This window comes from Nostoc sp., from assembly GCF_036919575.1.
GTDB lineage: Bacteria > Cyanobacteriota > Cyanobacteriia > Cyanobacteriales > Nostocaceae > Nostoc.
Map to the genome: position 1 here is coordinate 40,101 of NZ_JBALBY010000077.1, position 19,295 is coordinate 59,395.

Consider the following 19,295-nt stretch of genomic DNA (forward strand, 5'->3'; position numbering starts at 1 on the left):
GACCAATGACTAATGACTAATGACTAATAATATTTTGAAAGTAGAAGGATTAACTGTCTATCAAGGCAGCTATCTAGCTGTTAAAGACGTTTCCTTTGAATTGTTGCCAGGAACAGATACAGCCATCGTCGGCCCCAATGGCGCTGGTAAAAGTACTTTGGTAAAAGCGGTTTTAGATTTGATACCTCGAAGTGCTGGTACGATTGAAATATTGGGTCGTCCAATTGCAAGGCTGGGGCGTTTACGTCACCTGTTGGGCTATATGCCGCAAAACTTTATTTTTGACCGCAGCTTTCCCATTTCTGTTAGCGAATTGGTGGGGCTGGGATGGACTAATGAAAGGAAAAGAAAGGATTCATTTTTCTCCGGGTTGTGGAGACAAGACCGAGAAAAATCGGCAGCAGTAACAGAAGCTTTACGGCGAACTGATGCTTATCGTTTACAACATCAAGCTATTGGTACTCTTAGCGGTGGTCAACTGAAGCGGGTTTTATTGGCTTATTGTTTGGTAATGCCTCGGAAACTGTTGGTACTAGATGAAGCCTTTGCTGGTGTTGATGTGCAAGGTACAGCAGATTTTTATGCTTTGCTAAATGAATTAAAGCGGGAAGAGAGTTGGACGGTATTGCAAGTTTCTCATGATATTGATATGGTAAATCGCCATTGCGATCGCGTGCTTTGTCTGAATCAAAGCATTGTTTGTACTGGTAAGCCGGAAATTGCTCTTTCACCACAAAACCTGTTAGCAACTTATGGCCCAGGTTTCAGCCGTTATCAGCACCAACATTAAAATAATTCGTAATTCGTAATTCGTAATTCGTAATTAAAAAATGAAAGATGCCAGTAATTATAGATTTCTGCAATGATTGTCAGATAGCTTGGCTTGCGATCGCTAATGGTAATGACTTGGTAAAGTTGTTAGAATTCCCCTTTATGCAGCGTGCGATCGTAGGTGCTGTATTAATGGGAATACTTGGCGGTATGTTGGGTAGTTTTGTCACCTTGCGCCAGTTATCCTTTTTCAGCCATGCGGTTGGTCATGCAGCATTAGTAGGTGTGGCGTTAGGTGTGCTGCTACAAATAAATCCTACTTGGATGCTGTTACCTTTTACCTTGGTTTTTGGGGTTATTGTCCTCTATTTTATCGACAAAACCGACTTAGCTAGCGATAGCGTACTTAGTATAGTGCTATCTGGGGCATTAGCGATCGGTGTAATTCTCACGAGCCTGATTAAAGGATATCGTGGTAACTTGATGGCGGTGCTGTTCGGCGATATTCTAGCGATCGATACCACAGATTTAATTTTGACGCTGCTAGTACTTGTGGGAGGTAGCATATTTTTACTATCAACCCTGCAGCAGCAAATTTTATTGACCCTTAACCCCGATGTAGCGCAAGTTCAAGGTATTCCCGTCCAATTGTACCGCTATGTTTTTGTGGTCTTGCTTTCACTCGCCGTTGCTGTCGCAATTAAAGCTGTCGGCGTTTTACTGGTGAACGCCTTTTTGGTTATTCCCGCCTCCACCGCCAAACTGATGAGTCACCACTTTAGCCGCTTTCTAGTCATGTCGGTGATAGTTGGTTCCATCAGCAGCATTGCTGGCATCATTGTCTCAGGTATTTTCAACTTTGCTTCTGGGCCAAGTATTGTTCTTGTCCAGTTTCTGCTATTTGTAGCCGTTTTCATCTGGTTCAAGTTGAGCTTGAAAGCAGCATAAATATTTTATTTTCTCCAAGGTCTTGCTATATTCTTTAATGTTTGCTACATTTAGTAATCGTGGCTCACAAAAAGCCCAGCCGGGATAGCTCAGTTGGTAGAGCAGAGGACTGAAAATCCTCGTGTCACCGGTTCAAGTCCGGTTCCTGGCATACCAAAACAACGCACCACCAAGAGTTTTTGACTACGACTCATGAATTCTGCTTAGTCAAACTTTAGTCAAAAAATTTTAACCCTTCTCATGCCCCAAAATCCGGGGAACCTGGGGGCGTTCGGACTTATGAGACATTAATTCAAAAGCCCTTTGGTGGTGTTTGTGGCTAATCCAGTGGTGATACAGTTCGCTATGAACCTTGGCAGAATGCCCCATCTGTTGGGCTGCCAGCGAGATGTCTAGCCCAAATTCCAAGGCTCGAATCGCCCAGCAGTGGCGCAAATTATAAGGGGCAAAGGGAATGGAATGGCGGTTAAACCAAACCGTAACAACATGACCCAGGGCGTGATTTGCTTGGTTTAGGTCAACTTTTGGTAAAACTACATTTTGTAGTTGAAATTCCTCAAACCATTCTGGATAACAAGGCCAGACCCGCCGCGCTCCAGTTTTTGAATTTTCGCCAACGCTGACAACATAGTTGCCGCTAGCGATCGCTCCCAGGTCTAGGCGAAACACCTCATGGTTACGTAAGCCATAAGTTGCTAGCATTCCGTAAATCCAGCGCCAAGCCTCTGATTCAATCTGGTAAAAATGTTTGGCGATGGTTAGGTCAGTTGGTAAGTCGCGTGGGGTAACTGAGCGTGGATTATATTTTCCTTTGTAGGGTTTGAGATTCACTTCGACCTGGGCGAATTTAGCCAAGGACGCAAGCGCCATACAGGTACGCTTACGAGTCTTGGTATCTGGTAAAGTTCCTGTCACAATTTTTAAAATATTTTGAGAACTGAGAATTTCCCCTTGGGGCAGCTTCTGAAACACTCGCCAGTAATCTATCCGCCAAGTTGTCTGGCTTTGCTGGTTGCGATCTCTGGTTTGAAAATAATATTTCTCAAATCGTTGGATCACATTTTCAATGGTTTCAACTGCCAGCGATTCCCCGGCGGGGACTTTTAGGTAAGCTTCCCACTGAAAATTTTTGCAGGCAATTAACCCGCCCAAAAGCCTTGCTTCAGCTTCGGCTCGTTTGAATCCTTCTGTGCTGGCATAGATTCCCAGGGCGATCCGTTGCTGATAGGGTTGGGTTTTAGTAGAGTTGGGTTTTGGGGGTAGGGTGGCTCGCAGATAAAGCCGATTTGATACTTGTTCGACGCGAACGCCCACTTGAGCCAGTTTGAGGCGATCGTTAATTTTGGTAAGAGCATCCATTAAATGTACCCAGTTCCTTTGCATTCGGTGCATTCTATTGGGGAATCGAGGATGTAAACTCTCCCCGTCCCGTGGCAGTCCCAACAAGAAACCGAATCGTCATAATCGGCTAATTCTGCCGGTGACAGTGGTTCAATTTGCTCTTCGTCATAATCTGGATCGTCAGCATCTAATGCCCAGGCGTGACCGCAGTCGTCACACCCCCAGTAACCATAATTTTCCTGGTATTCCAGTCGCGTAGAATCGCATCGAGGACAATTTGTTTGAGTCATTGCATCAATTTCTTTCGCTTCTTTCCTTCAAAAACTTCCCAGCACCAGTACATATCTCTAATTTTTTGGCTTCATCTAATTCATAATCCGTCATGCTGATGATGAGATATTGCTGTGTTCTAAAGGTCAGATATATGTGCCTGACGTACATATCTGGATAGTCAAACATTCCAGGGACAACCATCTCACGAACTACCAAAGATTCTTCAGTTAGGGATTTGTCCCCAGCAGTAAATCCGTGTTTGTCTTCTTTCTCTAGGTCGTGATAAGTGAGATAATTCATCGCAGAGTTAAAAATTATTTGGAATTTTTAAGTTTTTTAAACCCCAAAAATTTTGTCTACAGTCGCCAAAATCCGCTCTGGCGGCTATTTTTAGCGTCTACAGCCGAATTCTTGGGGTTAAAAAATTGTAGTCGGTGTAGACGGTTTATAACTCAATTAGCGATTAGCTTTTAAGCACTAATTGCAACTCTCAAAGTATTTGAAGCTTGATAACCAATTCGCCTACAAAGCTTTGCCTACAGCCTGTAGACGGACTGTAGGCAAGGTGTAGACATTACTTTGACCACCTCCAGCCCAAACGATCGCCATTTCCTTCCACTTCCCCCAATCCCCTATCAGCCATAGAAACGAAGAAAATCCGTATTTCGTCTGGCTGCATATTGTCAAATAACCGCGTAGCCCGACTGAGATGAGCGGCTTTTAAAACCTCGCCTGGGTGCTGTTGACCCCAGTCAAGTATGAATTGCTCGTACTCATTCATGGGTTGGGACTGCGATCGGTCCTCCTCTTTTCCCTCTGAGTTGGTTTCCGGCTGACCCATACTCCCTACTCCCCAATTGCTCAGGTCAAGTTCACAGGGGCAGTCATCGACCATAAACCGCTTTTTACCACCGGCTTTTAACCACTGCTCTAACTGAGGATCTTTAAGTTTGGCTCTGGCGTGGTCACGCCCGAACTGGCCCAGGCGCACCAGCACAAAGCAGCTGTAAAGGGTGTCTTTATCCCCTTGTAAACCGAAGTTTTCGGCGGTGTCGTTTTGGGCCAATGCACAGACAAACTGTTTGTATCGCCGTCCCCGTTTGGCGTGACGCTTGATCCAGTTAGCAGCGTGGTCACACTCATCTACTAATATTGGGAATTCCTCAGCAATCAGGAACCTCTCACGACCAGCGATCGCGTTATCTCCCCCCTCTCCGCGAAGCTCTACAAGTTCTTCTAAGGTTTTGAGGTCGTTACCCATTGCGGTGTCGATGGCTTTGAAGTTCCCTTTTCTGCCAATGACATCAGCTTGATCAATCCATGACCAATCATCAGGTTTAGCGTCGCTGTCGTAGACGACGACCCTACCACCGATTTTGGAGGATAGATACTGGGTAAAAGTCGATTTCCCGTCACCAGTTCCACCGACTAAGGCGACGTGTTTTTGTTTTTTCTGGATGTACTCAACTGGATCTGTAATCAGATTCTCCGGTTTCCAGTTGGCATCAATAGCACCAACAGTTACCGCTAACTGTGCCGTGGGCTGAGTTTGGGTTTTAACCCATGCCTGATAATTTAAACGTGATGCGCGGTCGATATCGCCTAGAGACTCTTGCAGGAGCTTCGCTGTTTGGCGATGTTTACGCCCTACTTCCAGCGTACCGACAGACGCGGCTAGCATCCAAGGTTTAACACCCGATTTTTGACTAACCCCGAATGACAGTAAGCTGACGCTAATAACCAAACTGCCCCAGTATGACCACTTGGCGCGAGTATACATCTGTAAGTGCTGGTGCAATTGTGATGGGTGCAGTGAATTGCTGGTCATAATCCGATTAACACCCCCACAGCGACTAACCCCACACGCAACAGAAGTAAGTCTTTTACTTCTGGGATTGCTTGCCGCAGATACAATGAACATCCAGCGATCACGCCTATTACTACCAGTACCCCAAGCCGGAGAAAACCAGGAAAGGGGATGCTAACCCAGCAACTCGCAAATAAGGCCGGGATGGCGACACAGCTTGTGAGGTCAAATGCTAGGTCAGCAAGGTTATCTGGTAGGGCGATCGCGTTTATCCACCCCTTCTTAAATTTCTCCAACTTGGATAATTGGGGAGTGGGGAGTGGGGAGTAACCGCGATCGCTCGGAACCTCAACGACGATTTTTTGCTCATCTGCCATACTGCACCTCGATTTTGAGGTAGAAAGGGCGATTACTCTCGTGCTTACACATTGCCATCGCAATGATTAGAGCCCCAATGATGCAAATAAGAATACTTATTTGATTCACTTCTGATCCTCCGTCTCTCGTATGGCTCTCCAGGTTTCGGGGTAAGTTTTCTTGCTTAGTCGCCGAATCTCTGCTTGCACCTCTGGCGGTTGGGTTTTTAAGTCAAGGGACATCGCTTTAGCTCCTTCTAACCAAGGGCTACAAGTGGTATCTTCACTCATTTTTATTCCCCCAGTCGCTGTACAAGCCGTAGCCAGTGGTTTCGGTCAGACGATCTGATATTCGGTTGATAACTTCGTTATCAGTGGCGGGTAGTGGTTTTCCTTGGAGGTAGGCGGCTGAGATTTCGGCGCACTCCTTTTCAGTTGCACCATTGCCTAGTAGCTGTCCCTCGGGGAAGCCTACGCGGTGAATTTCGTTACTGGGATTTGGTCTTTGGGGCATATAATTTGGATGATGTTTAGTTTTCGTCGGTGGAGACTAATCTCTGTGGGCGATCGCAATCCTGACAGACAGGCGATTGCCTTTAAAAATCTGGTTTCGCGGCAGAGGTTGAGTTGAAGTTGGTCACAATCCAAACCTGTAGGGAGTTGCGAATGGACGGCTTCACCTCAATCGCTTGACGTGTATCCAAGCAAATGGCGCGGCCATGGTTTAGCTTGACGTGTAGATTCTTCCCGCTCTTGGAGCGAGAAAATAATTGACCGACTTCGAGCAATGCCCAAGTCATCGGAGCTTTGCCGGTCACATACTCGGCTTGATGGCTATCAGACCCCTCCGAGAGTGGGTCAACAGTTAGGTCTTTCCATTCCTTCTTCCTCCCCTTGCGGCTGTTATCAATGCTGGGTAGCCGCCCGTTAATGGGTTTGTCGGTAATCTGTTGGTCAGTCATACTGCGTTAATAGTCGCTCAATAGTGGGGTGTTGGCTTTTGCCTCAATCGCTTGCATGGTAACGATTTGAGCGTTTGTTGGCTCGACCGCAGCCCCAATAATTTCGTCTAACAAGCCGGACGCAATCTCTTCTGCTAGTTGAATCAGTTCACATTCTTTAAGAGAATCGCACCAAGTAATTATCTGTTCGGGGATATCTTCAAAGCCCCACTCCTTTCTCTGGTAGGCAACCGTGGTCTGCTCCCTCAGTGAGAGGAAAATTAGGCAGTTTAACCCAGTGGCTTGAGTGCGGCTAAAGTTCTGCTCGATGTGGGTGATGATATCAGGTGGTTTGATGTCTGTTATATTCATGCTGTCCTCTTTCAATGTTATTTTTCTTGTGCCGATCGGGTTTAGGATGTCCAGGGCTTTTGCTCTGGATTTTTAATTGGAACCGCTAACCCTGCGATCGCTACGACTTACGGGTGAATGCAGTTGTAAAAGAAACATTCAGTCTGGATGAAAGCTACGTGTTAAACGGCGATCGCTTTTTGCTGTTTGACTAGACATCTGTTAAGCTGTCCTTTTCTCGTCTCTGTAATAAGTTTGTGAAAGGACTCTGGGGCATCTATGCGCTCTGGAGTTTTAATTTGCCAGGAATTATTTAGCCCTGGCGCTGAAAATTTAACCTTTCTCCTCTTCTTCTTCTTCCTCCTCGCTGGTGATCACAATGGTCATCTTGCCGTCGCCAGCCGCAAAACTGGCGATGTAATATTCTGTGTCATCGTCTAAGTCTTCGATCGCAACCTCTGCATCTGGCGGAAACTCGTGCAGCTTCTCAATTAGTTCTTTGACTTTTACTTTCATGTCGGTTTTCTCCTAGGTAAGTTGTCGGTTATCTGTTCCCCTAGCAGGTCTTTGGTGTTCGCTTGTGGCTGGCAGGCTGCTATCTCTACCGGGTTTGGGGGTGAAAGTCAGGTACGGAATTGGCAAGAATTACTCGCATAGCGATACTTCAAGACCTATGCTCTGATTAGCCTTGCATCCATCTACTGTTAATTTTCCTTGCTTTTACTTAGGCGTTCGCTTCAGCAGGAGCAGCCAAGCTCTGAGGCAGTGCATCAAACGATACTCCAATGCTTTGGCAGAAAACTTGCCATTGGTTTCTAGTCATTGAAGGTTCCATGCCCTCGTTCTCCCATCGTCTGAGAGTGGAGACAGCAATGCCAAGGTAAACAGCGAGCTGCTCCTGTGACAAACCTGCATTTTCTCTAAGCGCTTTTAACACTGATTTAGGGGCTAGTTGTTGCCTTTTCTGTTCTACAGTCATAATATCATAAGAGGCGCTTAAATCAAGCGGTCTTAGGAACCTGTTGATAAAAGCGCCAATTCCATAAACAACATGAGCGGTCAATATCACCGCTCATTCTCTAGAATCCCACAACAAACCAGAGACGGCGATGCCCACGGTTCAACAACCTACTTGTTGCCGTGAAGATCGAAGCCAATTAGTAAAACAAGTAAAAAATGTTATGACCCGGACAAATAAGCAAAACTAACGACAATGCGGGGATTCTCCGATGCTTTTAGCTGGAGAATCCCCGCACTAGGCGACGCATCTGTGATTATTCGGGATTGAGTTGCGATCGGAGATCAGCTAGCGGCGATTGTGGCTCACTGGTAACTGTCGAAGGCTTTAGCCCAGGCACTTTTGGCTGACTAGGGATAAACTCCAGCCGAAATCGAATTTTCCCAGCTTGCCATCCCCCTCCTTCTTCCAATAAGACCTTACAAGGTATCCCGTGAGTAATCCAGCCAGACAGATTCGATTTAAACCAAGTTTGTATCAATGAACTTTTGACTTCATTAACTTTTACCGTCTGTACATTCGTAAGGCTATAAGCCATGTCCTGAAAAGACACAACATCATCATCATTCAAGAAAATTTCGTCGCTCATTTCGATTTTCTCTTTCGGTATAGAAACTGGCGGATCAAGTTGACGCTCGATCCGCCTTCCCTAAGCTTTCCCATTTCCCACCAATTACTAAGGAATCAAAACAATGACTATCAGAGCTAAATTCACCTGTCAACAAAACTTACCTGACCGAGAAACCAAGATAGCGATGGTTATCCTTCATCCTGTAACCACCAATCCACCCAGTGAGGAGAATCTAGCTTTCTGGAAGGCGACGCCAGCCGGTCAGATATCACTGCAAATCACTAACCCACAGGCATCAGAGCAATTTCGTGTGGGGCATGACTATTACGTTGATTTCACCCCCGTAACTCATAACTCCTAACTCCTAACTCCTAACTCCTAACTCCTAACTGCGATCGCACTTCTTAAAAATGATGCATCCAGGATTCCCACGCCGAACACCCAATGCCCGATGCCCAATGACTGAAAAGCCAACATACCCAAAGTTCGACGACCTAATAAGCAAGACAGACGCCGAGATGCAGCGACTAGGCTGGACGAAAGCCCAGGGTCGAGAACATTTGATGAAATGTTTTGGGGTGCGATCGCGCTTGCTCCTGACCGAAGAGGAGCTAGACAACTTTCTCCTGTTCCTGCAACTTACTGATACCCCAAACTTAGATGTTTGATTCATCCGCTCAAATCAAAGCGATGACCCACTTCCTAAAACAAATTGCCAACAACAAGGAAGGTAGCCCACTGACCCATAAAGAGGTAAGAGCCTATGCAAGGCTGATGCTACGTGTAGTCCCAGACTTATTCCTTGATCACACTGAACCAGTCCAGTTTCTACTCATGGCAATGGCAGCGTCGGGGCTTGCTCACTACGATCGCTCCTTCGCCGCCAAGCAGATTATCAAGTTACTAGATGAATCAGAGAGACGGCGATCACTGTCTTCTGGGGAGAGTTTTTAAACAGTCAGTGCGTAGTTTTCTACCGTAGTTATCAATACATGACCTAAAGTTGAAATCAAAAGTGCGATCGCAATCGCTTATAAAATCGGCTAAGAATGATTAAACCATCAACGCTTTACACAGTAAGAATCCTAACCCGTCACCTGACCCGTCACCTGACCCGTCACCGACCCGTCACCAATCCGTCACCACCCGTCACCAATCCGTCACCACCCGTCACACATAAGGAAGCCATGTATAAAAACACAAAAAAAAGAGCGGATGTCACCACCCCGCTCAACAAAAAACAATTAAATACAAGAAAGAAAATAATTTTTTTAACAATACCACATTTGGAGGGATAAATGATTAGCGAAACCCTCTTGCAGCAAGGTTCTTCTGTGTTAAGTGCTGAATATCAGCAGGTTAATAAAAAGAATAGATTCCAATCCTTTGGCGAATTTAAAGAGTTTATTCAAACCGCATTTATTGATGGCAGTGGCATTGATCCAAAACTGTTTAAGCATTCCATCGAATTTCATGAAGACCAAGAATTTGATTATGGCGGAGAAGTTACGACCCCGATCCATGAGGCATTAAATTGGACGTTTACCCGATTTACCCAACAAGTCAAAGAGCCAATGTACGCTGCCTTCTTCATGAACGAAGACGGCACAGTTTGGCAAGCTATCGTCTCCTCCTGGGACGAAGACCAGCAGCGACCTTACATCTACAGGGCACCGAACGGCAATGGCGATCGCGTCTATCTACCCCCTATCCCCCCATCGATCAGAAAGCGCATAGGTTCCCGATATGGGGTACAAGTTCCCGTAGATGGTAGTTTTTGGGAGTGGTATGAAACCTCGGACATTCCCCGCATCATCGGCGAAGGTGGCAAAAAAGGCTTATCTATGCTCAGTCAGGGTTATGTCCCACTACCTCTTTATGGCTGTAGCTGTGGCGGCAGAGAAAAGCTAACCCCCGATTTGCACCGATTTAACCAGGAAGATGCAATTTGGCTATTCGCCCTGGATCGTGACAGCAAAGAAAAAACCAGACATCGGGTAAACGCTGCTAAACGAGCTTTGGGAGATGTTATCGACAGGGATGGATTTAAGACCTATAGAGACGATATTGTATGGTCATCAGCAGATGGTAAAGGAGCAGATGACCTCATCGTGAATAAAGGATTTGGAGCGTTTGACGCAGCATACAATCGAACCATTGCCCGATTAGAAAAGCAATTTCAATTAGGCAGCAACGCCTCTGACTCTAATAAGTCAGAGAAACACAAAAACCCACCGCCTGACCAGATGGCGAGAAAAATAGCCGACGGTTATCGTGAACGGTTGGCTTTTGACAACGAGACAAAGCAATGGCGCAGATACGCGGCGGATTTTGACGGGGTTTGGTCTAATGAATCGCCGGAATACGTAGAATCCTTGATCTACAAAATTATTAACGATGAAGGTGCTTGCAATTTTGGGCCTGATTATGTCACGGGCATCGTCAAAATACTACGCCACGAACTGATCGAACGCGAATGGAACCAAGTTTCATCCCGCGAATTCCTGCCATTTAGGAATGGGGTAGCAGAAATTAGCACCGGCAAGCTATTGCCACACTCATCGGAATATCGGCTGACGTGGTGTCTTCCCAGAGATTACTCTGACGAGGCTGGAAGTTGGGAAAATATCAACAGATTCCTAGAACACCTCTCGGCTGGCAATGCTGACATCAAGGAGTTGCTAATTTGTTATTGCAACGCTGTAATCAAGGGTCGTTACGACTTACAGAAATTTCTTCACCTGATTGGATTGGGAGGAACAGGTAAAGGAACATTCACCAGATTGCTCACTGAGTTGGTTGGAAAGCAAAACGTTCTAGTAACCAATCTCCCTATCTGGTGCAGCAACCAGTTTGAGGGAGCTAACGCTTTTGGCAAGCGGCTGGTGATATTCCCGGATGAAGATCCCTACAGAGGAAGTGTAGGTAGATTTCTGAGCTTGACTGGTGAAGATCAGGTGCGGGCTGAGGAGAAGAGAAAGAAATCTTTTAACTTTGATTACCAGGGAATGACCTTAGTTGTATCCAATTTCCCCGTTTTCAGTGGTGGCAGTAGCAGCCGTGCCAAGCGTCGGACTATCACAGTCCCCTGTAACAATACTGTTCCTGAAGCTAGGCGCAAACAGCTATCCAATGTATTTGAGCCAGAATTAGCAGCATTCACAAATCACTTACTATCCCTCACTGATGCACACGTCACTGCCATACTGGGGGGCAAAAAAGAGATCCCAGAATGTACCTTAGAATTCTGGAATAACCAGATGAAAGGCGATTCTGTAGCATCTTGGATTAACGACAGAGTTATTTATGATCTAAACGCTATCACTCCAGTCGGGAACGATAGAAACGAGGGTGCTAATGGGGAACAAGTTCATACCTTGTTCGGATCTTATGTCCGCCACTGCCAAGCTTCTGGCGATTTAGCCAAAAGTAGTAAAGTTTTTACCCCCGACTTAATCGAGCTTTGCCACACAATCTTAAAATGGCCAGTCGAAAAACAGCACACAAAGACCGGCAAGTTTATTAAGGGTTTGCGACTACGTACTGCTTTTGATGACCACCTGCCTACTTACGATTACTCACTTATGGAACGGGTGACGGGTGGTGACGGGTCAGGTGACGGGTCAGGTGACGGGTCAGGTGACGGGTCAGGTGACGGGTCAGGTGACGGGTCAGGTGACGGGTCAGGTGACGGGTCAGAAGCCTTGCCAGATAAGGCGGTGACGGGTGGCGATGAAGTAACTACAAATTATGTAGAGGAAAAAACAGAAAATCAAGATCGGATCTCGCCAATTGATGAACCCGCTCAAAACCTCAACACCATTAGCACTAAAAAAGATTTCGATTTTTGGCTGATAAATCCTTCGCTCCTCAGTCTTCATATCGCCACTCACCTTGGAGACATAATATGTACTGCCAAACCAGAAGCAAAGATTTTGAACAAAGCGAATAACCTCTGCGGTTACGAATGCTCTATGGTCTGGGAATGGCCAACGGGCGGAGGAGCTACCATCAAGGCAGAACTGACAGCAGCAGGGCATTTCGAGGACGGGGCCAAAAAGATAGTCAAAGAATGGCTTGAAGCACAAAAACCGTGGAAACCTCAAGTAAACAAGGAAGCAATGTATGGTGGGGAGATGATCAAAATCGTTGGTGGGGACGGGAGAAAGTGGCAAATTGAATTTCCCTCTGGTCGTTTTCTGTACGTCAAGGCGAACCAACTTAGTGAACCACCCAGAAATTAAACCATGACCCAAAACCTAACCCGCGTTCAGTGCCCCCGATGTTTCGGATGGCGCACTTACCGCAATGGCTGGAATAAGCGCAAAGATGGCAATATCCCCAGGTGGTATTGTCAGGATTGCGATCGCACTTTTCAGGAGAGGAAATGCGATCGCGTGTGCTAAAACCGAAGCGTAATTCATGGATGAAAGGTTTATGACCAAAATAGATGAGGCGCTAGCGGCTCAAGCCACTTTGCTAAATAATTACTCGGAGATTGTTAGCAAGCTAATTAAAGCCGATTCCACACACCTTGCCGAACGCGATCAAGCGTTGTCCGAGATTAAAAGCTTGTTGGCAGCAGACGAACAGACCGCAGCCAGCATTTTGGCTGGTGCCCCTGGAATTAAAACCTTAATCGATGTTGCCGCAGCATCGATACTGCCTGCTGCTCCATCGCCGGATTTAGCGATCGCTAGCTAGATATAAATATTAACTCCGAAAAAATACTAATCTTTTCGGGGGAAGCTCCGCTTTAATCTTCCTGCATGGTTAAAGTGGAAGTTTTTTCTATTATTAATTATGTTATTGCTGAGATTGAGTCAGTGTAAACACTCAATTATTCTGTTTTTACATAAAACTGGAACATTTACTTATATTTAATAAAGTCATACAACGGAGGTAAGACCTCAAACTTGTGTCCAATAAATGGCAGGTGAAATTGTACTAGCGGGGAAAGGCGAGAAGATTGTCCTTGCAGTAAATCGAACGAATTATAAAGCGATAGTGTCTCAAGTCATCGCCAATAGAAACTTGATCGAGAATAGAGATATTGGTGATTTTGTTGGTTATCCGGTTGAAGACTACGTTAGAGCAAAATCACAAACAATTAAACTAACAGTATTTTTCTTTAATTTTAAAACTCCTCCTTTTAGAGAAAGAAATGGCTTCCGCTTTGTTCGAGCAACATACAACATATCTGATGTAAATAAGGCTAAATTAGATTGGTTGACGATTAAAAATGCTTGTGGAGGGGTAGAGGGCTATACTTGGGGAAGATTTCGAGCGACTGCAAACTTAAGTAATGGTCGCCAAATGCAAGTTTATGGCGCTGATAAAGAAATTGCCGCAAACATGATGCACTCATTAGCAGCTTTCTCTACCGCGAAGATACTTACATTAACTGTTGCTGAGGAAAAGAAGGAAGGGGTACGCGCTGAAAATAAGAGAATGTACAAAGAGGATACGCGAGTTTTCCCCGCGTATTTTAGTGTTTTAAATTACGAGAAAGTAGTGGTAGAAGAAGGCAGAGAATATTCAGGATTTAACGCCACACTCGCGGGTGACTTTCGCCGTATTCGCACAAAAAAAATCCCGCTTTGGGTAGGGAAAGAACCCGCTAATGCTAGAGCGATTATCATTGAATCTTTGCGAGTTAGGGGAGTTGCAATAAAAAATGCTTGAGCAATTAACTAGAAAAGAAAAATTATGCGTAACAATTGATAGCTTGTCTGGGTCAAATATTGTTCCAATTTTTAATTACATTCCCTACACCAAAGCAGGGTATACAATCGTCGATGAATATTTGGAAATAAACGATTTAAAAGCAGTCGGTTGGATTTATAGCCTTGCTGCTATTACGTTTCCAGTATTTGAACTAGAAGATACTGAATCAAAAAAATTACTTGCAGCCATTAACCTTGAATGGAAATCAGCACGGATTCAACTTGATATACTTTGTAAAACGGATAATTTATCAACTTGGCAAAAGTTGCAAGCATTTTCTTTATTGAATGCCGATCCTTATCCCTATAGAGAGTATTTACTGGGTAATCATACTCTCGGTGACAATGGAATGATTGCGGCTCAAATCACAGACGTAGGATATGGACTACTGAACGGACAAGATAAAGTTACAATTTTTGGAGAATTAACTAGACAAATAACAATAAATCAACCACCAATAATAATTAACGTCACGGGTAGTACCACGCCAGTCACAGATCCGATACCAGACCCAGACCCAACACCAACAGGAGATGAAGAGATGACTATTGAAGTAATTTATGCAGATTATCAATTAAAAAATAAAGATAGAATACTTGCAAAGATTGACGTTACAAGTCTTGTAACTTTTACGCTTAATCTACCAATAAATCCGGTGGAAGGATACGAAGTAGAAGTAATATGCAGTCAAGGACACGGCGATACACGAGTGAATGTTTTTGCAGCTAACAATGTACAAATTTTTGGTCAAATTTATCAAGCAGTAGGAACAGTGTTTGTGAATGGCATTCATCGTGGTGGAAAACTTCTATATACAGATGCAGAAGGATGGATCGTTTATCCATATTCGGGGGCGCAATTCTTTATTGATGATTCTCAAATACCTTAGATGTTTGCACAACCACAAAAAAGCTTAATCCCTGTTGGGGGTAACTTTTACGCTACGCCAGATACACCAGCAGATCCTAGAGATTGCGATAGATATCCAAACAGCCCCTATTGTAATGGCGGCTGGCTTGACATCACCCCAATAAGGGTAACACCTCAAATTGTGTTCGATGAATGCAATCTCGGTGTAGCAATACAAGGAACATTGGGATTTATTCGATTACCTGTTCTTCAAATTGTTCATCGAAATACAACCGCAAACTGTCAACTACCTCCACCACCTCTACCACCTTCGCCAGAAGATTTACCAGAAGGTAAAAATGAAATTGCATATTGCGCTAATGGAGATTCAATGTATGCAGTAATTGCCTCAAGTCTTTATGTTTATATTTATGATCAATTTGGGGAAACGGAAAATATTCCTATGTTTCTCGATGGTGGTACGTCTGTTAAAATTTGGTCAGATATAGAAAGAAAAAATGCCAAGAACCGACTAGAACATGTGAGACAAGGACTTCTTGAAAATAATGCAATACCAAATGCTAATAGATATAGAAATATTAAATATATTCAAACAAAATCTGAATGGAGCTATCGCAATTTACTTGGCATAGAATTATCTATTGCAACTAAATCATTATCGGGTGATATTTCCTATCAAAATAATGGGTATGGAATAACATTATTGCAGCAAAGCAATGGGCTTGTCTTAAGTGCTGAATGGAGTACACCTGATAATCCCGAAAACTGGATATTGGGAACAGAGGGTTATAGTTGGTTATCGACTAAATTTGAATCGCCACCATGCCCACCTCCTTCACGTAAACCACCACCACCACCACCACCGCCAAAAATGGAATGTTGCCCCGGTCAATCAGACAACGATCAACTGCTTAAATTAATCCTAAAACGTATCGGTACTTTACCCACAACTGTACTCACAAGTCACTTAACAAAAACTGGCGTACAACCCGCACAGACTCAATCAATTGAGAGCCTTACGGATTTTATTTCATGGTTTGCAGAACGGTTTGATGAAACACTCGGTGAGTTTGAGATTACAGTTCAGGTGAATAATCCCGACGATAGCGGGAAATCACAAACTATCCATTTACCGAACCTAGCCGAAGCAATGGCGGAAATGTTTACAATGATGATTCATACCAATATAAATAATGAGTTACTTTTGAATGTTACCAATAGAACTTTAGCTGAATGTGGGCAGATAAAACAATCTGATTTTAAAATTTTCAATATCGTGAATGCAATTGTTGACTACTTAGGTTTTCATACCAAGATAGACAATGAACAAATGCCATTAACATTTACACCGGGGAAAACATCATTTAGTAGCGTACTAGTGGATAGCACTCAAGATGTCGCCGTTATTAAATACAAAGAAAAAGAAACTATAGCGGCTGCAATTCACAGTCTTTTGCAAGCGGCTGCAATTATTCGCGGGGTACATTATGCAAAGACTCCCGGTGACAACGCAGCAATTGTTAATAAATTAAAGGAAAGTTTAGCAACATTGTCCGGCGAAAGTGGCAATTTATCAGATCAAGTAGCGTCATTTGTTGGCAATGTAGAGAAGGTTTACGATGGGATTAATAAGCCTAGCTAGTAGAGTAATTAGAAACACTGCTGTATCTGGCGGTATTCGAGTAATTACAACACCATCATCAGGCAATGGCGGCGGTTTTATCGGATGGCTTACAAATGTGGGCAAGTCTCTGTTGTCCGGGTTAATGACATTTTTAGGTAAAATACTATCATGGACTTTTACAAAGTTGTGGGGTGGTTTTTGTGTAGCTGTTAGCTTTATTTGGAATTTTAACTGGAATATAACTGATGCAGAAATCGCCGCATCAACTGACAACAGTTTTGTCGCCGTCGCGGGTTTGGTTGGTCAAGCAATAGGGAAAACATTAGGATATCTTATTTGCGGTGCATTGCCTACGCTATCAATTCTTGCCATTAATCCAGTGGTTTTTGAATCCATTGCACCACAGATAACAGAGGAGTTGCTAGAAAAATTGTCCCAAGAATACGCTGTCGTAATTGCTCAAAGTGCTAGGTTATTTTTACAAGCTGGATTTTTAAATTTATACGGTAGCATTCGCCGTGCTTTTAGGGGTAGCGATGATGATCTAAAAAATAGATTAAAAGCAGCCGGAGCGAATGAAAAAAAAATTACAGAAGAACTAGAAGCACGTCACAAACCCTTTGTAATCTCGCAAAAAATCCAAGAGGGTATCGATACTATTACCCCTAGAGCGCTTCATGCTTTAGTCGATCAAGCCTATCAAGAATTTGGTATGGCTTGCGCAGAAGCGGGTTATGTCGTCGCTGGTGCTTTAGATGCTTACGTGTTCCAAAAAAATCTCACAAGAAATGAGGGTTTAATAGAAATTCAATTCGATGAGAATAATAAGCCCATTGTGAAAGAATATAAAATTGGTACTGATTCAAGTCAGCAATCAATAATCACAGAAGTTTTAAATGTCGTTCCCCATTAAAGTAAATATTCAGTCACGTTAATCAGTGGCTTTCCATTAGCGTCAATAGAAACAGTGAAAGGTATCGTTGCGGTTCCACCAAAGATAGCGTTATCACCGTCGTAGTTAAAATTTGTGTAATTATTGCCGTTTGGATTAGCAACGATATCAGATTCTTTGCTTTGAATGAATGACGCTATTTCTATCAAGCATCCCGCCGCAGTGGTATTTTTAAAGGTTCCATTGTCGCCGATAATAAAACCTAGATTTGTTAAATATTCACCTCCCACTATTTGTAAGTTACCAGTCGCAGTAATCACAGAATTAGCGGGAATGTTAAACGAAATTGACACCGAGCCTGTGTTTACGTTGTAATCAATCGTGACGTAGTTAAATTTATTCGGATTAATTGTTAAATCCGTCTGGGCGTTTTTAAGAAACGTCACAAGTTCCACGAGTGCGTTTTCCGCTTTAACTGATTTGAGAGTTCCGCCTGTTCCAGGGGTAATGGTAGTCATAGCTGTTTCCTTTTAGAGAGTATAAAGATTTGGAGAGTATAAAGATTGAACAAACCCATAGGGTTTATGTTTAAATGAATAGCTTTAAAATCTCATATAAAAAAATTTTCATCAATTATGCTTGATTTAAGCACCTTAAGTCAAAATAACTAAAATGGGTAGACGATTTCACTCTTTAAAGAGAGCATTAAAAGCCTTACGCGCGGTAGGTGCTGCACCAGGGGCGATCACTCCTGATGCACCTGATGGCAGTGTCTTAAAACATTACCAAGATTATAAAGCGGGAAAACTTCATGTTGTTTATACGCGCACAGGAACCGCAAGCAATCCAGGATCAGAAAAATTCTGCTCATTAACTCCTTTTGGACTTTTGGGGACAGAGGTTAAAGTCTATCTGACAAACATCTCTGGACGAGCCATAGCAGGCTATAGTGCTACTGGCGTAGATGATGCAATATTAGGTATTGATCATACACCCACTGGAACTGCTGGATTGGTAAGAGTTAAAGGTTTTCGGCCGGCTAGAGCTACTGTTTCAGTTCATTCTGGAGCGGGTGTGTCAACTCCCTCAAAACTTACGGGAGAGGACTACAAAAAAAGAACCAACGCTAGCTATACCTATCCTTTTGGATCGACAGGTACTCACCTAAGCTATAACGCTGCAAAAAACAACCTGCTTTTACTTGTTAGCACTGGAACGGCCGATCGTGGTATCAGCTTCAAACCGGAAGCAATTTGATAAACCAATGCTTGACAATATTCTTGGCTTGACTATTCTTGCCACTGAGAAATTATCTCAAAATGAGTCGTCAAAGCTAATTGAGCAGTTAGAATGCGCTGACCTCGGAAAAAAACACTTCATTGATGGGTCAATTAGCTTTGAAGATTTTTTAGATATTTTAGAATTGTGTGAAGTCAATATTGATGATTACCTGATAACAGTAGAGAAGAATCTTGCAGAGGTAAGAATTATTCTTTAATGACTGACCTGCCGTTAGAACTAAGTAATCCTAATAGCTGGAATCAGGTCTACGATGAGTCTAGGATATTTACTCAAACAGAGGGACAAGTTTACAGCTATACTCCTATTCCTGCTTTTGAAGTTCCTTTCTTGTTTACAAATCCTGTTTTGATTGTTCGCTGTCTATGCACAATCCCCACGGGAAAACGCTGGCGTTGGGCGGGGAATTTGAAATATCAATTTTTGTCTCCGGTTGCCGGGATAAATTTGCAGAAGGTTACTGCAACAGAAATTTCACTCAAGCTAAATAGTGCCAAACTAATTAA

26 protein-coding genes, 1 tRNA gene and 1 pseudogene are annotated in these 19,295 nt (G+C 43.7%); 15 read left to right on the plus strand and 13 right to left on the minus strand.

Features of this window, described 5'->3' with window-relative positions:
* The first annotated feature begins 19 nt into the window (after window positions 1-19).
* The 3 genes from V7K27_RS20190 to V7K27_RS20200 all read left to right on the plus strand — a co-directional run bounded on the left by V7K27_RS20190 (window position 20) and on the right by V7K27_RS20200 (window position 1,870).
* Window positions 20-790 (plus strand): metal ABC transporter ATP-binding protein, encoded by a 771-nt coding sequence (locus V7K27_RS20190; RefSeq protein WP_334949867.1) that lies wholly within the window; start codon window positions 20-22, stop codon window positions 788-790.
* A gap of 47 nt (window positions 791-837) precedes the next feature.
* The gene (locus V7K27_RS20195) at window positions 838-1,719 is read left to right on the plus strand and encodes a metal ABC transporter permease (protein WP_334949868.1); all 882 of its coding nucleotides are present in this window, start codon (window positions 838-840) and stop codon (window positions 1,717-1,719) included.
* A 78-nt stretch (window positions 1,720-1,797) separates the two neighbouring features.
* Window positions 1,798-1,870: transfer RNA gene (locus V7K27_RS20200), tRNA-Phe, on the plus strand.
* Between the two features lie 77 nt (window positions 1,871-1,947).
* Here V7K27_RS20200 and V7K27_RS20205 read toward each other — a convergent pair.
* The 12 genes from V7K27_RS20205 to V7K27_RS20260 form a co-directional block, all read right to left on the minus strand.
* A complete protein-coding gene (locus V7K27_RS20205) occupies window positions 1,948-3,102 on the minus strand; it encodes a site-specific integrase (protein WP_334949869.1) in 1,155 nt (384 codons plus the stop codon).
* Window positions 3,078-3,350 (minus strand): hypothetical protein, encoded by a 273-nt coding sequence (locus V7K27_RS20210; protein WP_334949870.1) that lies wholly within the window; start codon window positions 3,348-3,350, stop codon window positions 3,078-3,080. The genes V7K27_RS20205 and V7K27_RS20210 overlap by 25 nt, the downstream gene beginning before the upstream one ends.
* 4 nt (window positions 3,351-3,354) lie before the next feature.
* Window positions 3,355-3,633, minus strand: a complete 279-nt coding sequence (locus V7K27_RS20215) for a hypothetical protein (RefSeq protein WP_334949871.1) — start codon at window positions 3,631-3,633, stop codon at window positions 3,355-3,357.
* A 274-nt stretch (window positions 3,634-3,907) separates the two neighbouring features.
* Entirely contained in the window at window positions 3,908-5,161 is a 1,254-nt protein-coding gene (locus V7K27_RS20220) for a hypothetical protein (RefSeq protein ID WP_334949872.1), read from the minus strand.
* Window positions 5,158-5,517: a hypothetical protein gene (locus V7K27_RS20225; protein WP_334949873.1), complete on the minus strand. Its 360-nt coding sequence runs from the start codon at window positions 5,515-5,517 to the stop codon at window positions 5,158-5,160. The genes V7K27_RS20220 and V7K27_RS20225 overlap by 4 nt, the downstream gene beginning before the upstream one ends.
* Window positions 5,518-5,622: 105 nt before the next feature.
* Window positions 5,623-5,787 carry a hypothetical protein gene (locus V7K27_RS20230; RefSeq protein WP_334949874.1) on the minus strand — a complete coding sequence of 55 codons (165 nt, stop codon included), beginning with the start codon at window positions 5,785-5,787 and terminating at the stop codon, window positions 5,623-5,625.
* Window positions 5,780-6,010 carry a hypothetical protein gene (locus V7K27_RS20235; RefSeq protein ID WP_334949875.1) on the minus strand — a complete coding sequence of 77 codons (231 nt, stop codon included), beginning with the start codon at window positions 6,008-6,010 and terminating at the stop codon, window positions 5,780-5,782. The genes V7K27_RS20230 and V7K27_RS20235 overlap by 8 nt, the downstream gene beginning before the upstream one ends.
* An 82-nt stretch (window positions 6,011-6,092) precedes the next feature.
* Complete coding sequence (locus tag V7K27_RS20240) at window positions 6,093-6,458, minus strand: hypothetical protein (RefSeq protein WP_334949876.1); 366 nt, start codon at window positions 6,456-6,458, stop codon at window positions 6,093-6,095.
* Window positions 6,459-6,464: 6 nt separating this feature from the next.
* Window positions 6,465-6,809, minus strand: coding sequence for a hypothetical protein (locus tag V7K27_RS20245; protein ID WP_334949877.1), 345 nt, complete (start codon window positions 6,807-6,809; stop codon window positions 6,465-6,467).
* Window positions 6,810-7,121: 312 nt separating this feature from the next.
* The gene (locus V7K27_RS20250) at window positions 7,122-7,304 is read right to left on the minus strand and encodes a hypothetical protein (protein WP_334949878.1); all 183 of its coding nucleotides are present in this window, start codon (window positions 7,302-7,304) and stop codon (window positions 7,122-7,124) included.
* Window positions 7,305-7,512: 208 nt separating this feature from the next.
* The gene (locus V7K27_RS20255; protein WP_334949879.1) at window positions 7,513-7,857 is read right to left on the minus strand and encodes a helix-turn-helix domain-containing protein; all 345 of its coding nucleotides are present in this window, start codon (window positions 7,855-7,857) and stop codon (window positions 7,513-7,515) included.
* 205 nt (window positions 7,858-8,062) lie between these two features.
* Window positions 8,063-8,395 carry a KGK domain-containing protein gene (locus tag V7K27_RS20260; protein WP_334949880.1) on the minus strand — a complete coding sequence of 111 codons (333 nt, stop codon included), beginning with the start codon at window positions 8,393-8,395 and terminating at the stop codon, window positions 8,063-8,065.
* 103 nt (window positions 8,396-8,498) lie between these two features.
* Here V7K27_RS20260 and V7K27_RS20265 point away from each other — a divergent pair, with 103 nt between their 5' ends.
* The 9 genes from V7K27_RS20265 to V7K27_RS20305 all read left to right on the plus strand — a co-directional run bounded on the left by V7K27_RS20265 (window position 8,499) and on the right by V7K27_RS20305 (window position 17,511).
* Window positions 8,499-8,738, plus strand: a complete 240-nt coding sequence (locus tag V7K27_RS20265; RefSeq protein WP_334949881.1) for a hypothetical protein — start codon at window positions 8,499-8,501, stop codon at window positions 8,736-8,738.
* Between the two features lie 97 nt (window positions 8,739-8,835).
* Complete coding sequence (locus V7K27_RS20270) at window positions 8,836-9,045, plus strand: hypothetical protein (protein WP_334949882.1); 210 nt, start codon at window positions 8,836-8,838, stop codon at window positions 9,043-9,045.
* Complete coding sequence (locus V7K27_RS20275; protein ID WP_334949883.1) at window positions 9,038-9,331, plus strand: hypothetical protein; 294 nt, start codon at window positions 9,038-9,040, stop codon at window positions 9,329-9,331. Before V7K27_RS20270 ends, V7K27_RS20275 begins: the two co-directional genes overlap by 8 nt.
* A gap of 344 nt (window positions 9,332-9,675) precedes the next feature.
* Window positions 9,676-12,621 (plus strand): DUF3854 domain-containing protein, encoded by a 2,946-nt coding sequence (locus V7K27_RS20280; protein WP_334949884.1) that lies wholly within the window; start codon window positions 9,676-9,678, stop codon window positions 12,619-12,621.
* A gap of 193 nt (window positions 12,622-12,814) precedes the next feature.
* The gene (locus tag V7K27_RS20285; protein WP_334943708.1) at window positions 12,815-13,081 is read left to right on the plus strand and encodes a hypothetical protein; all 267 of its coding nucleotides are present in this window, start codon (window positions 12,815-12,817) and stop codon (window positions 13,079-13,081) included.
* Window positions 13,082-13,306: 225 nt separating this feature from the next.
* Window positions 13,307-14,062 carry a hypothetical protein gene (locus V7K27_RS20290; RefSeq protein ID WP_334949885.1) on the plus strand — a complete coding sequence of 252 codons (756 nt, stop codon included), beginning with the start codon at window positions 13,307-13,309 and terminating at the stop codon, window positions 14,060-14,062.
* Window positions 14,055-14,993, plus strand: coding sequence for a hypothetical protein (locus V7K27_RS20295; RefSeq protein WP_334949886.1), 939 nt, complete (start codon window positions 14,055-14,057; stop codon window positions 14,991-14,993). The genes V7K27_RS20290 and V7K27_RS20295 overlap by 8 nt, the downstream gene beginning before the upstream one ends.
* Window positions 14,994-16,616: a hypothetical protein gene (locus V7K27_RS20300; RefSeq protein ID WP_334949887.1), complete on the plus strand. Its 1,623-nt coding sequence runs from the start codon at window positions 14,994-14,996 to the stop codon at window positions 16,614-16,616.
* 124 nt (window positions 16,617-16,740) lie between these two features.
* Window positions 16,741-17,511, plus strand: coding sequence for a hypothetical protein (locus tag V7K27_RS20305; RefSeq protein ID WP_334949888.1), 771 nt, complete (start codon window positions 16,741-16,743; stop codon window positions 17,509-17,511).
* On the opposite strand, the gene V7K27_RS20310 is transcribed toward V7K27_RS20305, so the two are convergent.
* Window positions 17,508-18,008, minus strand: coding sequence for a hypothetical protein (locus tag V7K27_RS20310; RefSeq protein ID WP_334949889.1), 501 nt, complete (start codon window positions 18,006-18,008; stop codon window positions 17,508-17,510). The genes V7K27_RS20305 and V7K27_RS20310 overlap by 4 nt on opposite strands.
* A 154-nt stretch (window positions 18,009-18,162) precedes the next feature.
* On the opposite strand from V7K27_RS20310, the gene V7K27_RS20315 reads away from it, so the two are divergent.
* From V7K27_RS20315 to V7K27_RS20325, 3 genes and pseudogenes are all read left to right on the plus strand, one after another.
* Window positions 18,163-18,747 carry a hypothetical protein gene (locus tag V7K27_RS20315; protein WP_334949890.1) on the plus strand — a complete coding sequence of 195 codons (585 nt, stop codon included), beginning with the start codon at window positions 18,163-18,165 and terminating at the stop codon, window positions 18,745-18,747.
* A 7-nt stretch (window positions 18,748-18,754) separates the two neighbouring features.
* Window positions 18,755-18,988: a hypothetical protein gene (locus V7K27_RS20320; protein ID WP_334949891.1), complete on the plus strand. Its 234-nt coding sequence runs from the start codon at window positions 18,755-18,757 to the stop codon at window positions 18,986-18,988.
* Window positions 18,988-19,295 (plus strand): annotated as a pseudogene (locus V7K27_RS20325) (hypothetical protein); the annotation flags it as partial. The gene V7K27_RS20320 and the pseudogene V7K27_RS20325, both read left to right, overlap by 1 nt.

Coding starts and splice junctions, on each gene's coding strand:
- V7K27_RS20235 (WP_334949875.1), bottom strand. CDS start 6,010: ATGCCCCAAAGACCAAATCCCAGTAACGAAATTCACCGCGTAGGCTTC.
- V7K27_RS20240 (WP_334949876.1), bottom strand. CDS start 6,458: ATGACTGACCAACAGATTACCGACAAACCCATTAACGGGCGGCTACCC.
- V7K27_RS20310 (WP_334949889.1), bottom strand. CDS start 18,008: ATGACTACCATTACCCCTGGAACAGGCGGAACTCTCAAATCAGTTAAA.
- V7K27_RS20195 (WP_334949868.1), top strand. CDS start 838: ATGCCAGTAATTATAGATTTCTGCAATGATTGTCAGATAGCTTGGCTT.
- V7K27_RS20305 (WP_334949888.1), top strand. CDS start 16,741: ATGACATTTTTAGGTAAAATACTATCATGGACTTTTACAAAGTTGTGG.
- V7K27_RS20320 (WP_334949891.1), top strand. CDS start 18,755: ATGCTTGACAATATTCTTGGCTTGACTATTCTTGCCACTGAGAAATTA.
- V7K27_RS20230 (WP_334949874.1), bottom strand. CDS start 5,787: ATGAGTGAAGATACCACTTGTAGCCCTTGGTTAGAAGGAGCTAAAGCG.
- V7K27_RS20205 (WP_334949869.1), bottom strand. CDS start 3,102: ATGCAAAGGAACTGGGTACATTTAATGGATGCTCTTACCAAAATTAAC.
- V7K27_RS20260 (WP_334949880.1), bottom strand. CDS start 8,395: ATGAGCGACGAAATTTTCTTGAATGATGATGATGTTGTGTCTTTTCAG.
- V7K27_RS20295 (WP_334949886.1), top strand. CDS start 14,055: ATGCTTGAGCAATTAACTAGAAAAGAAAAATTATGCGTAACAATTGAT.
- V7K27_RS20225 (WP_334949873.1), bottom strand. CDS start 5,517: ATGGCAGATGAGCAAAAAATCGTCGTTGAGGTTCCGAGCGATCGCGGT.
- V7K27_RS20265 (WP_334949881.1), top strand. CDS start 8,499: ATGACTATCAGAGCTAAATTCACCTGTCAACAAAACTTACCTGACCGA.
- V7K27_RS20270 (WP_334949882.1), top strand. CDS start 8,836: ATGACTGAAAAGCCAACATACCCAAAGTTCGACGACCTAATAAGCAAG.
- V7K27_RS20275 (WP_334949883.1), top strand. CDS start 9,038: ATGTTTGATTCATCCGCTCAAATCAAAGCGATGACCCACTTCCTAAAA.
- V7K27_RS20210 (WP_334949870.1), bottom strand. CDS start 3,350: ATGACTCAAACAAATTGTCCTCGATGCGATTCTACGCGACTGGAATAC.
- V7K27_RS20315 (WP_334949890.1), top strand. CDS start 18,163: ATGGGTAGACGATTTCACTCTTTAAAGAGAGCATTAAAAGCCTTACGC.
- V7K27_RS20220 (WP_334949872.1), bottom strand. CDS start 5,161: ATGACCAGCAATTCACTGCACCCATCACAATTGCACCAGCACTTACAG.
- V7K27_RS20290 (WP_334949885.1), top strand. CDS start 13,307: ATGGCAGGTGAAATTGTACTAGCGGGGAAAGGCGAGAAGATTGTCCTT.
- V7K27_RS20250 (WP_334949878.1), bottom strand. CDS start 7,304: ATGAAAGTAAAAGTCAAAGAACTAATTGAGAAGCTGCACGAGTTTCCG.
- V7K27_RS20280 (WP_334949884.1), top strand. CDS start 9,676: ATGATTAGCGAAACCCTCTTGCAGCAAGGTTCTTCTGTGTTAAGTGCT.
- V7K27_RS20190 (WP_334949867.1), top strand. CDS start 20: ATGACTAATAATATTTTGAAAGTAGAAGGATTAACTGTCTATCAAGGC.
- V7K27_RS20285 (WP_334943708.1), top strand. CDS start 12,815: ATGACCAAAATAGATGAGGCGCTAGCGGCTCAAGCCACTTTGCTAAAT.
- V7K27_RS20215 (WP_334949871.1), bottom strand. CDS start 3,633: ATGAATTATCTCACTTATCACGACCTAGAGAAAGAAGACAAACACGGA.
- V7K27_RS20245 (WP_334949877.1), bottom strand. CDS start 6,809: ATGAATATAACAGACATCAAACCACCTGATATCATCACCCACATCGAG.
- V7K27_RS20300 (WP_334949887.1), top strand. CDS start 14,994: ATGTTTGCACAACCACAAAAAAGCTTAATCCCTGTTGGGGGTAACTTT.